Origin of the sequence: Mycobacterium sp. (assembly GCF_052143115.1) — a bacterium.
Classification (GTDB): Bacteria; Actinomycetota; Actinomycetes; order Mycobacteriales; family Mycobacteriaceae; genus Mycobacterium.
Genome location: NZ_JBKQTQ010000063.1, coordinates 1 through 14,868, shown reverse-complemented (window position 1 = coordinate 14,868; position 14,868 = coordinate 1). Strand labels below are relative to the sequence as shown.

Sequence of the window (14,868 nt, the reverse complement as noted above, 5' to 3'; positions counted from 1 at the left end):
ACCCGTTGGCCGGATCGCGGCCGCGATATCGCGCATGCTGGCCGGCCAGCGGTGACACGATAGTGACGTGAACGACAGTGGGCTGGCCGCGTGAGATGACGGCGGCAGCCCTGGTGTGCGGGTCGTGCGGTACCGCGCTGCCGCCGAACTCGAAGTTCTGTAACGAGTGCGGTGTGGCGGTTGCGACTGCGACGACGCCGGCCGAGTACAAGCAGGTGACGGTGTTGTTTGCCGATGTGGTGGGGTCGATGGGCATCGCGGCCGCGGTGGATTTGGAGCGGTTGCGCGAGATCATGACCGAGCTGGTCGACTGCTGCACCAAGGTGGTGCAGCGCTACGGCGGCGGGACCGTGGAGTACACCGGCGACGGCGTGATGGCGATCTTCGGCGCCCCGATAGCGTTGGAGGATCACGCTTTTCGGGCGTGCCTGGCCGCGCTGGCCATCCAGCAGGAGGCGAACCGGTTGGCCGCGGAGGTGCAACGCCGCGATGGTGTGGTGCTGCGGTTGCGGGTGGGCCTGAATTCGGGCCGGGTGATCGCCGGTGAGATCGGTTCGGGGGCCTTGGGGTACGCCGCGACCGGCGAGCCGGTCGGGTTTGCGCAGCGGATGGAATCGGTGGCACCGCCGGGTGGGGTGATGCTGTCGGAGTCGACCGCGCGGCTGGTCGAGCACATCGTGACACTGGGTGAACCGGAGTGGGTACGCATCAAGGGGGCCGACGAGCCGGTGCGCGCGCGTCGGCTGGTGGCGATCAGCCCACGGGATGGGCTGGTCGGGCGCGCCGAGGCGAGCCTGGTCGGACGGCAATGGGAGATGGCGGCCCTCGACGCCTTTGTGGACCGCACGATCGGTGGCCGCGGTGCTGTGGTGGGTGTGGTGGGACCGCCGGGCATCGGCAAGAGCCGCACGGCGCGGGAGACGGCGGCCTTGGCGGCCGGTCGCGGGGTCGAGGTGTTTTGGGCCTTCTGCGAATCCCACGCCGGTGACATTTCCTTCGGTGTGGTGGCCCAGCTGCTGCGGGTGGGCACCCGCGTGGCCGATCTCGACGGCCAAGCCGCCCGCGCCCGGGTGCGGGAACAAGTCCCGGATGCCGACCCGCAGGATCTGCTGCTGCTGGAGGATTTGCTCGGCATCGCCGACCCGGAGGTGGCGCTGCCCCAGATCGACCCGGATGCGCGGCGGCGCCGGTTGACCGCACTGATCAACGCCGCGTCGGTGGCGCGCAGCGCACCGGCGCTGTTCATCATCGAGGATGCCCAGTGGATCGATGCGGTCAGCGAGTCGATGCTGGCCGATTTCCTGTCCGTCATTCCGCAAACCCCGTCGATGGTGCTGATCACCGCCCGCCCCGAGTACCAGGGGGCGTTGACGCGGGTGCCCGGCTCGCAGACGATCGCGCTTGCCCCGCTGGGTGATGCGGACACCGCGGCGCTGATGGGTGAGCTGCTGGGGTCGGATCCCTCGGTCGGCGAGCTGGCGGCGGCCCTGGCCGAGCGGGCCGCCGGGAATCCGTTTTTCGCCGAGGAGATGGTGCGCGAGTTGGCCCAGCGCGGGGTGTTGGCCGGTGAGCGTGGTGGCTACGTGCGCCGGGTCGATGTCGCCGAGGTGAGCGTGCCGGCCACGGTGCAGGCGGCCATCGAGGCGCGCATCGACCGGCTGAACACCCCGGCCAAGCGGACGTTGAACGCGGCGTCGGTGATCGGAGCCCGCTTCGGGGCGCAGCTGCTGGCTGCGCTGGGGATCGATGCGGTGGTCGACGAGCCGCTGGGCGCGGAGCTGATCGATCAGGTGCGGTTCACCCCAACCGCCGAGTACGCCTTCCGCCACCCGCTGATCCGCGCGGTGGCCTACGAATCACAGCTCAAATCGGATCGCGCCGAGCTGCACCGGCGCGTCGCGGCCGCCATCGAATCACGTGACCCGGCAGCGGCCGAGCAGAACGCGGCCTTGATTGCCGAACACCTGGAAGCCGCGGGCGATCTGCACGCCGCCTACGGCTGGCACATGCGCGCCGCTACGTGGGCCACCTACCGCGACATCGCCGCGGCGCGACTGAGTTGGGGGCGTGCCCAGAAGATCGCCGACGCCCTACCCGCCGATGACCCGAACCGAGCGGCCATGTGCATCGCCCCGCGCACCATGTTGTGCGCGACCGCCTGGCGCGTCCATGAGCAGGTGTCCGACGCCCGCTTCGAGGAATTGCGGCAGTTGTGCGCCGCCGCCGGGGACAAGGCGTCACTGGCGATCGGGATGGTGAGCCTGGTGGCAGCTCGCGCGTGGCAGGACCGGGCGGGCGAGGCGTCGCGGCTGGCATCCGAGGCGATGGCCCTCGTCGAGTCCGTCGGCGATCCGACCCTCACGGTGGGGCTGTCCGCCTCGCCCATCTACGCCAAGATTGAAAGCGGGGAGTGGTCTGACGTGGTGCGCTGGTCACAGCAGGTTATCGACCTGGCCGACGGTGATCCGTCTAAAGGCAACTTCATGTTCGGGTCGCCGTTGGCGGTCGCCTTTACGACGCGGGGTGTGGCCCGGTATTTTCTCGGTCGTCCCGGATGGCGCGACGACCTGCGGCACGGCCTGGCCATGGCCCGCAGCGCCGACGCCGTGTCCTACGCCATGGCCGTGACCTACGTCTACGGCGCGGGGATACCGTTTGGCGTGCTGAGGCCCGACGATTCCGCGGTGCGCGAGAGCGAGGATGCCCTACGGATGGCCGAACGATCCGGTGATGACATGGCGTTGTCGAACGCCCGGCTGACGCTGGGTTTTGCGCTGGTGCACCGCCCAACGGCCGCGGAGTGTGACCGCGGACAGCAGCTGCTGGCCGAGGTCAGCGAAGTGATGGTGCGCCGGGGGCACAACCTGGTGGAGTTACCGATCGTCGAGGTGTACTTGGCGCGGGAGCGGGCTCGGCGTGGAGATCGCGATGAGGCGATTCCGCTCATGCGCGCCGCCGTCGACCATCTGTTCCAGGAGGGACAGCTGCATGCGGGGGGCGTTCCGGCGACGTGTGTTCTGGTGGAGACACTGCTGGACCGCGGGGCCGAGGGTGACGTGGCCGAAGCCGAGGCCGCAATCGAGCGGTTAGCGGCCGCGCCAGCCGATGAGGGTCTGGTGATACGCGACATCTGGCTGTTGCGGCTGCGGGCACTGCTAGCGCGGGCGCACGGCGATGAGGCCGCCTACCGAGACGATCGGGAGCGCTACCGCGCCATGGCCACCGAGCTGGGCTTCGAGGGGCATATCGCGTGGGCCGAGGCGATGCCATGACGGGGGCTGGGCTTGGTGTATGGGCCGTGCGGAACTGAGCTTCCGCCAAACGCCAAGTCTTACAACGAGAGCGCGGTGCCCGAGCTACCGGGTCCGGTGGACCGACTCGCCGCCGCACCTTACAGCGGCTCTACCTGATTTCTCGTTACCGTGCGGCAGCAAGCTCCTCAGAACGCCGGTGCTGCGAGGCCCGAGATTTGGCAGACGCTCTGCGGGAAACGGGCAGCGGTGTAGCTGATGTACGAATACACCTGCAAAATGACTGTAAGCGTCTGGGCCTTCGTTTCCGGCATGACCCTGGCGCGGATACCCGATTCGAAGAGCACCAAATCCGACGCCCTCATCACGAAAATGGGGTCCTCGTTGTTACCGGTGCCCAAATTCACGGGCAGGTTGGGATCGGTCACGATTGGCAGGCCGTGCATGCGCCCGACCACCTGCTGGGAGTCGACGTCGGTGAGGATACCGGCGGCGTTCATCGGGGCGTTGTCAACCGGCAGGAACAGCGGGCGCTGCTGCTGATCGAGCAGGGACAGGAACCAGCCCCAGCGTCTCGGGTGCATCACGATCACGTCAGGCGGCAAAAACCGCGTCGTGTGGATAGTTTGCACCGCGTTGGCAAGCGCCGAATACACACCCTTGATATCAACCGATGTGGCGGCGATGGTCGAAATGTTCGGTGTATTAATCGTTCCCAGAACTTCGCCGTTGGTACCCGAGCCCTGGATAACCTGATGGTCGGTGGTCGCGGCGTGGGACGTCACCAAATCCCGAAACACCACATCATCGAACGCGATCGGCGACTGGTCGATCAGCTGGATAGCCAAACCTTCCTGTCCCGCAATGGTTCTCACGGGCGCGTTGACGAACGTGTCGGTCAGGTCGACTTGCGTGACCGGCGTGTTGTCGGCGGTCTGGATCGCCGTGGCCGTACCGGTCAGCAGCTTCGGGATGTTAATCGAATCGGTGTCACCGGGCAACGGCTGGCGCTGGCAGACATTCGCGAAAGCCCTTCCGGGCCTTGCCACCTCGATGTACTGCATCATGAGCCAGGCGGGTGGGACGGCGTAGCCGCCGGAGCCGTCGACCCGGTCCAGATCCCTGAACTCAGTGTACTCGTCGCTGGTGGCGACCTCGTGCGCGTGGCGCATCAGCCGGTCGCGTGAGCTGCCGTCGTCGTCGCGGTTGAGTTGCAGCCGGATCAGGTCGCGCACGTACGAGTGCTTGTTGTCGCCGCGCCGGTAGGTCAGCGGCTCAAAGGTCACGTGAGTGGACACGGTGTTCTTCCTTGTCTGTGTCTGGGCAGCGCGGGCCAGGTTGGTGGGGACGCGGCCCATGCGGGCGGCCTCGGCGCGCTGACTGTCGATGCGGTACTCCAGGTCCGCGAGGTCGGTCTGCATAGCGCGGAATTTGGCGTCTCGGGCGTCGTTGTGAACAGGAACGTCACGACACCCGAAGGAGCGGGCACCTCTTCAGAATGTCACAACGAACCCCGTTCCACCTTGAACATCACAGGACGACCCAGACAACAGATCACGGGATCCACGAACCTGGTCCGCAGTCAGTCCGCAGCAGTTTCGACGACCGTCTTCCCCACCCAACTTTTCCAACGCTGTGACATGGGATTTTCCGTCGCAGCCAACGCTCTCTACCGTCCCAAACGCCCACGTTGACTCGTTCGCATCGAGTAGGTCGCGGAGCCGATCGCGTTGCTTCCCGTCATTAAGCGTGAACGTGCAGCCAGTACGCAGCCAGTACGCAGCATGACTAGGGGCGGCTTCCGGCAATCAATAGAGCCAACGCCCTGACCTGCTGGTTCCTGGCGCTACCAACACAGCTAACCGATACAATCGTCCTGCACGTAGTACGCGCTCTACTACGACGTATAGGCGGGTTAACCCGCTGACCAGGGCAGACGGCCCTAGACCCGCCGTTCCGCCCGCAGGAACATCACTAGACGACGCCAGGCAACTTCTGCAACGGCGCGACGTGGATACTTTCTGCCACAGAGCGGCTAACGGGTCCGTCTCACAACTAAAGAATTGAGACCACTTCGGTGGGATGGGTTGTGTTACAGAAAACGCCAGTTGGTGGTGTCTCAGAAGTTGACTCAAAACAGCTGTCTCATATTGACATGTTCTGAGACTTTTGAGACAATCTCCATATGGCTATCGACACCGCTCCCGGCGCGACCGGCACCCAACTCGGATACGCCCGAGTCAGCACCGGACACCAGTCTCTCGACCAGCAAGTCGATGCACTCACGGGTGCGGGCGTTGAGACGGCCCGCGTCTATAGCGACAAGCTGTCGGGCATGTCTACGCGGGAGCAGCGTCCCGGCCTCGCCGCACTCCTGGACTATGCACGCGAGGGCGACGCCATCGTCGTGGTTGGCATTGACCGGCTGGGCCGCGACGCTGCTGAGGTGATGACGACCATCCGCGAGCTTGGTGAGCGGGGGATCGTGCTGCGGTCGCTGCGCGAGGGGATCGACACGTCGAACGCGACGGGCCGGATGGTGGCCGGGGTGCTGGCCAGTCTGGCCGAGCTTGAGTTGGAACTCGGTCGGGAACGTCGCACCGCCGCCCGTGAGGCACGACGGGCACGCGGGCAATCCATTGGTCGGCCCAAGTCATTAGACGAGTCGAAAGCTGCCCTGGCGCAGCGGATGCACGCCAGCGGTGAATCGGCGAGCACGATTGCGGCAACGCTTGGGGTCAGCCGTGCCACTGTTTACCGTGTATTGGCAGAACAGCCCGGCTGACCTCCATGCACGCACGAGAGCGTTAGCAATAGGGGGCGTTGCCGCTGCCGCTGCTGGAGCCGACTCAAGGCTGTTTGAAGGTGACGCCAACGTTGGCGGAATGCTTGGCCTGTCAGAGCTTGTTTCTCAGCGGTCAGGCAGTGAATCTTTTGGCAGCGACGCACGCAACTTCTCGAGTGCGTGTGCCGATGTGCTGTTGGGCGGTGCGTGCAAGGTGATGATGTATTGGCCGGGAGACTGGGTGAGGTCGAGCTGCGTGCGGGTGAGGTATAGATCGCCGACATCTGGATGGCGCATGTGGCTGATCCCCTTGGGGTATCCCACGTCGGCCTGTTCCCAGAGCTGCTTGAATCGCTTGCTGGCACTGGACAGTTCGCTGATGAGTGCGCGCAGTCGAGGATCGTCGGGATAATCGGCGGAGCCTTGCCGCAGACCCCGAACGGCCAGGGCGGTCGCTTCGTCCCAGTCGGGATACACCTGCTCGGCCGCAGGATCGAGGAACCGCCAACGCGAGAGATTCTGTCCCACTTCAAATCCCGGACACAACGCGCGGGCGAGCGGGTTTGCGGCCAGCACGTCCTGATACCAGCTCACGACGACCGCGGGCATAGGAAACTGGTCGATCAGTTCGGCGATCGCCGCCGACACATGCTCGTGCGCCACGCTGTGTGGCCGGGAGGCCGGCCGAGCGAGCTGATGCAGGTGGGCGGTCGCTTTGGCGTCCATGCACAGTGCCCGGGCAATCGCATCGAGGACTTCCGCGGAGGGGTGTCGGTCGCGGCCCTGCTCCAGGCGCTGCAGATACTCGCTGCTGATGCCGGCCAACATGGCCAATTCGTCGCGGCGCAACCCCGCGAGCCGCCGTCGCGGCCCCGGCACCAGTCCCACCTCGGCGGGTGTCACCCGCGCGCGCCGTGCCCGCAGGTAATCGCCCAGGTGATTGGCCTTGCCCACGCGACTAAGCCTAAACGTCGCCCTGCCGCTACCAGCCCCAACGGGTTTACCCAGCCCTGGCTGCGGCTCGACACGATCGACAACAGGAGAGCACGTTCTGCGGTCCATTTACACACAAAGGAGAACCATCATCATGACCAGCACAGCATCAGACACGCCCAAGTCTGACCTGCTCGACACCGTTATTACCGCGTACGGCGACCTCGACCGCTGGCGCTCGCTCGACCGGCTGACCGCGAAGGTCTCCGCGGGCGGTGTGCTGTGGGGCCTCAAGGGCCAGCCCGGCATCCTCGATCACTACACGCTCACGCTAACCCCGAACCTGCAGTCCGCGACCCTGGCGCCGTTCGCGGCCCCCGACCTGCGCGCCACCTACACGCCCGAGCGCGTCGCCATCGAGACCGTGGACGGCCGGCTGGTCGAGGAGCGCACAAACCCGCGCGCCTCCTTCAGCGGGCACACCCTACAGACCCCGTGGGACCGGCTGCACGCGGCGTATTTCGCGGGCTACGCGATGTGGACCTACCTCACCGAGCCGTTCACCTTCGCCGAGCCGGGCTTCTGCACCGTCGAGCTCGAGCCATGGGAAGAGGATGGCGAGACCTGGCGCCGCCTGCAGGTGACCTTCCCCGAGCGCATCGCCACCCACAACCGCGTGCAGACCTACTACATCGACGCGCAGGGCCTGATCCGACGCCACGACTACCGCCCGGACGTGCTCGGCCCGGCCGAGACCGACTCGGCGCACTACGGCTGGGGCCACCAGGTTTTCGACGGGTTCGTCTTCGCGACGCATCGCCGCGTGTACCCCACCGATGAGAACGGCCGCAAGGTGGCCGAGCCGGTGATCATCTCCATCGACCTCGAGGACATCGCCCTGTCCTAGGGCGCACACCCTCACAAACCAAAGGGAGGCTTGGCATGTCGACGTATCGCGCTTTTCAGGTCACCGGGCAGCGGCAGTTTGAATTGGTGCAGCGCGAGCTGCTCGGGCCGCGGCCTGGTCATGTGCGGTTTCGGGTGCACAGTTGCGGCGTGTGCCACAGCGATGTGCTCGCCGTTGAGGGCTTGCGCCCCGACCCGCGCCGGCCGGTGGTACCCGGGCATGAGGTCGTCGGCGTCATCGACGCGCTCGGAGAAGGCGTAACCGGATGGAGCGTCGGTGACCGCGTTGGCCTTGGTTTTTTGGGCGGCCACTGCGGCGTGTGTGTCTGGTGCCGTCGCGGGGACTTCGTCAACTGCGAAAACCAACCTCGGCCGGGCACCACCGCGGATGGCGGATACGCCGAGGTGGTCTATGCCCGCGCGACCGGGCTGGTCCGTATTCCCGACGCCCTGGCGTCGGTGGATGCCTCTCCGCTGCTGTGCGCCGGCATCACCACCTACAATGCAGTCCAGAAGTTGAACGCGGAACCCGACGCGCTGGTGGCGATCCAGGGCATCGGTGGCCTGGGTCATCTGGGCGTGCAATACGCCAACAAGTTGGGTTACCGCGTCGCGGCCATCGCTCGGGGCACCGACAAGGCTGTGCTGGCAGAGAAACTCGGCGCGCACCACTACATCGACAGTGCCGCAGTCGATCCCGCCCAGGCGTTACAGGAACTCGGCGGAGCGGTCGCGATCGTGGCCACCGCGGCCAGCGGCGCATCCATGTCGCCGCTGCTGGCCGGGCTGGCACCACGCGGTCAGCTGGTGGTCGTCGGCGTGGGCGACGACCCGATCGAGGTCAACGCCTCCGATCTCGTCTTTGATAGCCGCTCGATCGTCGGCAGCCTCACCGGCTCGGCGAGTGAAAACGAGGCGAGCCTGCAGTTCAGCGCCACACACGGAGTCGCACCCATGACCGAGGTGCTGCCCTTCGAAGAGGCACCTGCGGCCTATGAGCGAATGATGTCCGGCCAGGCCAGATTTCGTGTGGTCCTCGATATGCAGACCAGTAGCCAAATGGGCACCGAGCGGGCTGGCGGACGCTGAGCTTCTGCAATCGCCACACCTGAAAACACGCTTCCTGCCAACGAATTACAGAACCGCGGCATCGAAGAGACACAACCGAAGAAAACCACCAAAGATCCGTAAGAAGGAGAACCAAAATGATCAGCAACCCGTTCCAGAGGAAAGCCTACGACGCGGTCGCGGCCGCGCTTCCGTTTGCAATTGATCCTGCGAAGATCACCGTGGAGCCCGGGGTGTCTTACCTGCCGAGCCCGATCAAGCTTCACGACTATGCCGCCGGTGTCATGGCCGCGTTCGGCTCGGTCGTCGAACATCTCGGCGAGCTACGCGGGTTGCCGTCCCAGACGATGACCCTGAACCGTCGGCTGTGCGGGTTTCATCTCAACGAACTGCAGGTCCAGCTGCTCAACGGCTACTCGGTCATGCTGGACACGTGGCCGATGGGCGCCGACAACGGTGCCTATCGCACGAAGGACGGGCGCTACGTCTGGATGATTGGGCTTTTTCCGCACTTGGTCAACGCGCTGTTGGGCCAACTGCAGTGCGCGAACACCGCTCAGGCGATCCAAGCGGCGGTCGAGAAGTACACCGCGCAGCAGCTCGAGGATGAGGTCGCGGGTGGCCTCAATCTGGCGCTGGGCGTGGTGCGCACGCCGCAGGAATGGCTGGCCCACCCGCAGGGAGCAGCAACGGCCAGGCTGCCGTTGTTCAACATCGATCAACATGGCACCACCAAAAGGCGCGCGCTGGGCAACGCCAAGTATCGCCCGCTGGAAGGGGTGCGGGTGATTGACCTGACCAACGTCGTTGCCGGTCCCACCGCGGGTTTCGCGCTGGCCGAACAGGGCGCAGATGTCATTGCGGTTCATCCGCCCCGCGGCGACTGGGTGACCCCGATCTGGCTGAGCGTGAACTGGGGAAAGAAAACCATCCTGACCGACATCAAGAGTCCCGACGGTAAGAAGCGCTTCGTGGACCTGCTGGTCGGCGCGGACGTGTTGCTTAGCAGCAACCGGCCTGGTGCGCTTGACGGTCTTGGTCTCAGCGAGGCCGAGCTGCGCGACATCAATCCCAATCTCGTTTACGGGTCCGAGTCGTTCGCTTCCCTCGGTACGCCGTGGGCCGGGCGCCGGGGATTTGAGCAGATTGCGCAGGCGGTCAGCGGCACCGCGCACGTGCACTCCGAGGGTCTGGGGCTAGACGCTCCCACCGTGACCCCCGCGCTGATGAATGACCACCTGACCGGCTATCTGTTGGCCATTGCGGTGGTGGCGGCGCTGGCCGAGCGCGAAGAACAAGGCGGCTACTGGCGCGTCGACACCTCGCTCACCCGTTGTTCCACTTTCGGTCAAACCCTCGTCGAGCCGGTCGATGACGAGTCCTACGCGCCGATCACCGAGCAGGACCTGATCGACCACGGCGTGGACCAGGTCAGCCCGTGGGGCACCTTCACGCGGTTCGCTCCACCGGTGGCGTTCAGCCATACCCCGTCGATGGCGTTACGCCCACCCGCGTGGCCGGGCACTGACCCCGACACCATCGGGTGGACGGCGAACCCGGCCGGCGACGCGCCACCGCAGGTGCCGCACTATCCGTCGAAGTTGGCGCGGGAGGGCCGCATTCGCAACTTGGTGCCGAACTTCGGCATCGAGGATCGCGGCGATGGGGGTGGCGTCGTCGGCCTGGTTTCCAAGCCGGAGGCACTAGAAGCCCAGCTGAAAAAGTACGCAGCAGTCCACGTCTAAACCGGAAGCACCTGGCCCGGACCCAACCCGCACTCCCAGCGTGGGGTCCGGGCCCGATGCCGTCTGGCGGTAGTTGACAATCGTTGATCGTGCCGATGTACATTCCACCGTGCTCGTCTCCGCGCGCAGGAGTGTCGCTCCCGTGCGGCGCGAACGGCATTACCGGATGGCGTATTTGGTTGAGGTCTTGGTGCATCCGACGTCTGCTACATATCGACGTCCGCGGTGCGTCCGCAGTAGTTTCATCAGCGGCCCTCGCTTGCCAACGCTCCCAACCGTCTGACCTCGGACTTTTGTACGGAGCCAACGCGATCAATCGCAACAAACGCCCATGTTGACTCGTTCGCATCGAGTAGGTCAGTGGTTTATACGGCGAAAGCCGCTCTGGCGCAGCGGATGCACGGTAGCGGCGAATCGGCGAGCACGATCGCGGCCACCCTAGGCGTGAGTAGAGCGACGGTGTACCGGGTGCTTGCAGAAGACAGGCAGTAATCCGCCAGGCCATGGTGGCCTACACGCAGGGCATGAAGTCGTTACTCCAACAAATCCACCAAGTGGCGTCCGTCGTCGCCCCCAACTAAGTCGAGATTAAGTCGCGCCCGTGCGGCGAGCTGCAGGGGATCAATTCCTTCTAACAGGCTGGCATGCGTAATTCGATCTAGAGCAGCCCCCACTAACGGCGCAGCACACCGCAGCGCTGCGGGTAATGCGATCGAATTTGTCGTACCCCCATGCAGTAATAAATTTCTCTGTCTGTAGAGCCGTCGTATCGCCGTCAGCATATGGCGATTGACATCACTTAATGTCTGCTTTGGTTGAGCGACCAGACCGAGCATGCGGTGCTGGGCCGCTTCGTCGGATGGATTGGCCAACGCAAGTTTGCGGCCGGCCTGAAGCGCACCGGCGACTGCGCGAGCACGCTCGCTGTTCACGGTGGTTTCTTCCAGCTCCTTGCTAAGCCGATCCGCGGCGGCCGGGACGTGCCGATAGGACAACGTTGTTAGCTCACCGCGGGGCCAGGAGGCGGCGATGAGGACGGCCGCTCTATCTGCTGCGACTGCCCCGCGCCCTTCTCGTCCGTCTTCTACATCGGCGGGGGTGGTGAGGAGTGCCTCAAGCGCGGCCCAACCGCCCGATACGGCAGGACCTGGCGGACCATAATTTAACGGCGCGGCGAGTTCTAGCGCATCATCCAAAGGCGTTGGCTTGCTAACGTCGTAGACTTTCCTCTCCGCCTCAAGCGAGAGAACGAATGCGGCACGTGGTTCGTTCGCCAAGGTTACCTTCTCCAATTCCTGTCCCTGTAGTACCCAGATGTCGCCGACAGCAACGGGACCCCGCTTACCGATGCCTCGTCCATGACTGCTTCTAGCTTTGAGACGGTCGACAGTTCCCGCAGCTAGTTCGGCTGCTGCAAACGCATCGCGCGCCTCTATCTCGTAACGAAAGCCGCCATTTAGCCGCAGGCCGCTGGGATAGTCAGCGTAAGGCGATAACCAGTCTCGTATTTGCCTGCTATTCATCCAATTCGGAAGGGTCATCGCGAGTTCTCTGTACTTGGGAAGCGAAGTAAAGGGGATTACGACGTGATACAGACGGTCAGCGCCTCCCGCCAGTTGCTGAGCTGAATCGAAAAGATCAGCCAACGAGCCATGCGAGTTGAGAAGCTCACCTGTCCATCGCCTTAGGAACCGCATGCTGTAACCGCAGTCCAAGAGGTGGGATGCGACCGCCCGAGAGCAACGTTCAGGTGATGGAGGGTTCGTGCTATCGATTGCTTGTGCCCAGCGGAGGAGGTAGTCCTCGTTTACGAAGTCGATCAACTCGCGCAGGCGCCGGTGGTGTCGACTCCCGCATGGAACACCAGAGCGCAAGGTCTGAGTGAGCTGAATCCGGAGATCTTTTTGACCGACGCCTCGATCCCTGCCAGCGAGCCGCTCTATGTCCCGTGCTAGCCAAGTGACAGCGCCGGGAGAGAGCGCCCCCTTCTCGCACCAGTCTGCCGCTTCCGCAAGCTCGCGAAGCGCGAGCACTGTCCCGGTGTCCCATAAGCGGCGTTGCCAAGTCGTCGTGTCGGCGAAGAAGTCCCGCAGCCTCCCTACGATGTGCCGCGCATAAGGGTCTTGGTCTAACGACGCGCTTGACCGAGCGGCCTGAGAATTGCTCACCTAGCCATCCTCGCGTATTGTGGTACCTACGCGAGTGCGCGACAAGCTTAAGCCCGGGAACCGCCTCTATGGCCGTTCCCGGCTTTTTGTTGCAGTAGGTATGTCAGTCCCACCCAGTGCATTGATCGACTCGGCCAAGCGGGATTGAGCACCCGAGCGTGTCACGAGGCTGTCACAAGTGATGGCGATGACGACGGACGACCCCAGACTTCCTTGGATGCCAATCCGCAAGTCATCCGACTCGGCGGACAGTCCGAGGCAACCCTGGAAGCATAGAATCGACTTCCCAAGCTGAATACGCGGGTTCGATTCCCGTCATCGGCTCCAGATTCGACCAACGCCAACGCCGGTTCGGCCACTGGCCCGTACCCCCCGATCCCGTGCGCGTGCCGTCGCGGAAAGTGGGGCCCGGGTGCAACATTCCGGGCGCGAGCGGCGTTGGCTAACACCCCCCCAACGCGATAACGGCGAACGCTTGCGGCTGCAGAATGCCGAAACCACTGGGATTCCAGAACGAATCACGAAAGCGTTCGACCCGAACAAATCGTCCTCGGCGCCGGTCGGATCACCTTGCGTCGCCACGTGATGCGGATGCCGTCCCGCACGAACAACGCCAACTCTTAAAAATCGGCCAACAGCGCGGTGCCTTGGGGCACGTCCGCAGGCCTTTGCTGATGGTTCTGTCGTCAGTGCTTATGGGTCCGATGAGATAACTAGACGCTCAAAACAAAGCTTTTCCTCAGCTTTCGCTGGTTTTCATATCTGTGACGCTTTGCGGCCGCATACTGACGGGCATCATCAACGTCAAGAAGACTGGAGGCGCATTAAATGCCCGCACCTCGCTGGCTGGCCAGACTGACCATCCCCATTATGGCTGGCGCTGCCCTCGTCACTAGCGCTGCGATTGCGACTGCCGATCCCGTTAGTGACGGATACCTCAACCAACTGCGTGGCGCCGGCCTCACCTGGCCGGAGGGCCACGAGGAGGCGCTCATCGGGATGGCTTACCTGATCTGCGACGATCTCGGATGGGGTTGGACGCCACAGCAGATTGCCAACCAAATCCACGCCAACTTGGACCCGGACAACATCCATGTGAACGACGTCGGCTCCCTGGTGAACATCGCGCACTCGACCTACTGCCCCAACCAGCGATGCTGGGCCCCTCACTGCTGAGCGGTCACCTTGAGCCGCTGGTGGACCTCGTCCACCATTCCTAGGGCCGCCGGCCAGCCTTAAGCACGTTCTCGACGCTGGCCTCGCCGCCCCGCGAGCAGGGAGATTGCCGCCCGGTTCGTTTTTGGCGGGTTCAACGGTGGCGGCGATGTTCGTGCGCTGTGCGCTCAGATTCACCGGCACAGACCAATAGCGGTATGGTGCCGTCGCTGTCGGCGGTCGGCTCGAAATGCTGAACCGAATGAATCGTCAACGTCAATGCCGGGATCGGCGCTGCGGTGTTCATCTTCTCGGGGCCGGCCACCAAGCGGCCCTCGTCGTCGGATTGGGCGTACGCGCTCATGCGGGCTTTTTGCGCAGTTCACCCGTAACGCCGTAGCGGTCGCGAGCGTTCGCGGATGCGACACGGTTGGTGTGGCTCGCCGATGCGTTCGCCGAGCCCCGAGCAGCATTCGTCCAAACGCCACCAGTGCTGCCAGCTGACGCGGTTGACCGCGATCACCGGCGGTGGCACCGTCATCGCAAACGCCGCCTCATACGCCGACGCGGCGGGCCTTGGCCTGAGCGCCCGGCTGCTCAGCCTGCGTGGCGGTGGCGCTCATCCACGCCACATACGGCGCGGCCCCGGCCGCCATCGACTCGGCCGGATTGGCGCTGGGGTACCCCGTTCGTACCCCGAACGCTACCGAACCACAGCCGCACCGGCAGCGAACCGTGAGCGTGTGCCGGACGAACCGACAACGCAGGTGCAGACGGCGTCTGAGTTCGCGGACGGCGCCCCGACCATGCACTTTCAAACAGCCGTTCGGCGCTAGAAATAGCTTCCCAAGCTGAAT

Annotated in this window: 10 protein-coding genes and 3 pseudogenes; 7 read left to right on the top strand and 6 right to left on the bottom strand. The window is 64.6% G+C overall.

Annotation, left to right across the window (positions count from 1 at the left end):
* A partial coding sequence (locus ACLQI9_RS07075; RefSeq protein ID WP_442391388.1) for a hypothetical protein occupies nucleotides 1–256 on the bottom strand: 256 nt, incomplete at its 3' end.
* On the opposite strand from ACLQI9_RS07075, the gene ACLQI9_RS07070 reads away from it, so the two are divergent.
* Entirely contained in the window at nucleotides 249–3,272 is a 3,024-nt protein-coding gene (locus ACLQI9_RS07070; protein WP_442391386.1) for an ATP-binding protein, read from the top strand. The genes ACLQI9_RS07075 and ACLQI9_RS07070 overlap by 8 nt on opposite strands.
* 167 nt (nucleotides 3,273–3,439) lie before the next feature.
* Here the strand turns inward: ACLQI9_RS07070 and ACLQI9_RS07065 are convergent.
* Nucleotides 3,440–4,687: pseudogene (locus tag ACLQI9_RS07065) on the bottom strand (phage major capsid protein); the annotation flags it as partial.
* A gap of 749 nt (nucleotides 4,688–5,436) precedes the next feature.
* Here ACLQI9_RS07065 and ACLQI9_RS07060 point away from each other — a divergent pair.
* The gene (locus ACLQI9_RS07060; protein WP_442383613.1) at nucleotides 5,437–6,036 is read left to right on the top strand and encodes a recombinase family protein; all 600 of its coding nucleotides are present in this window, start codon (nucleotides 5,437–5,439) and stop codon (nucleotides 6,034–6,036) included.
* A gap of 126 nt (nucleotides 6,037–6,162) precedes the next feature.
* Here ACLQI9_RS07060 and ACLQI9_RS07055 read toward each other — a convergent pair whose 3' ends face one another.
* Entirely contained in the window at nucleotides 6,163–6,990 is an 828-nt protein-coding gene (locus ACLQI9_RS07055; protein WP_324443379.1) for a helix-turn-helix domain-containing protein, read from the bottom strand.
* A 133-nt stretch (nucleotides 6,991–7,123) separates the two neighbouring features.
* On the opposite strand from ACLQI9_RS07055, the gene ACLQI9_RS07050 reads away from it, so the two are divergent.
* From ACLQI9_RS07050 to ACLQI9_RS07035, 4 genes and pseudogenes are all read left to right on the top strand, one after another.
* The gene (locus tag ACLQI9_RS07050) at nucleotides 7,124–7,876 is read left to right on the top strand and encodes a hypothetical protein (protein WP_442383611.1); all 753 of its coding nucleotides are present in this window, start codon (nucleotides 7,124–7,126) and stop codon (nucleotides 7,874–7,876) included.
* A gap of 35 nt (nucleotides 7,877–7,911) precedes the next feature.
* The gene (locus ACLQI9_RS07045; RefSeq protein WP_442391384.1) at nucleotides 7,912–8,964 is read left to right on the top strand and encodes an alcohol dehydrogenase; all 1,053 of its coding nucleotides are present in this window, start codon (nucleotides 7,912–7,914) and stop codon (nucleotides 8,962–8,964) included.
* Nucleotides 8,965–9,080: 116 nt separating this feature from the next.
* Nucleotides 9,081–10,688 carry a CoA transferase gene (locus ACLQI9_RS07040; RefSeq protein ID WP_442391382.1) on the top strand — a complete coding sequence of 536 codons (1,608 nt, stop codon included), beginning with the start codon at nucleotides 9,081–9,083 and terminating at the stop codon, nucleotides 10,686–10,688.
* Between the two features lie 375 nt (nucleotides 10,689–11,063).
* Nucleotides 11,064–11,180: pseudogene (locus ACLQI9_RS07035) on the top strand (helix-turn-helix domain-containing protein); the annotation flags it as partial.
* A gap of 41 nt (nucleotides 11,181–11,221) precedes the next feature.
* Here ACLQI9_RS07035 and ACLQI9_RS07030 read toward each other — a convergent pair.
* A complete protein-coding gene (locus ACLQI9_RS07030) occupies nucleotides 11,222–12,334 on the bottom strand; it encodes a hypothetical protein (protein WP_442383605.1) in 1,113 nt (370 codons plus the stop codon).
* Between the two features lie 1,350 nt (nucleotides 12,335–13,684).
* Between ACLQI9_RS07030 and ACLQI9_RS07025 the strand changes: the two genes are divergently transcribed.
* Nucleotides 13,685–14,032, top strand: coding sequence for a DUF732 domain-containing protein (locus tag ACLQI9_RS07025; protein WP_442383603.1), 348 nt, complete (start codon nucleotides 13,685–13,687; stop codon nucleotides 14,030–14,032).
* A 133-nt stretch (nucleotides 14,033–14,165) separates the two neighbouring features.
* Here ACLQI9_RS07025 and ACLQI9_RS07020 read toward each other — a convergent pair whose 3' ends face one another.
* Nucleotides 14,166–14,375: a hypothetical protein gene (locus ACLQI9_RS07020; RefSeq protein WP_442383601.1), complete on the bottom strand. Its 210-nt coding sequence runs from the start codon at nucleotides 14,373–14,375 to the stop codon at nucleotides 14,166–14,168.
* A gap of 141 nt (nucleotides 14,376–14,516) precedes the next feature.
* Nucleotides 14,517–14,673 (bottom strand): annotated as a pseudogene (locus ACLQI9_RS07015) (PPE domain-containing protein); the annotation flags it as partial.
* Between the last annotated feature and the right edge of the window lie 195 nt (nucleotides 14,674–14,868).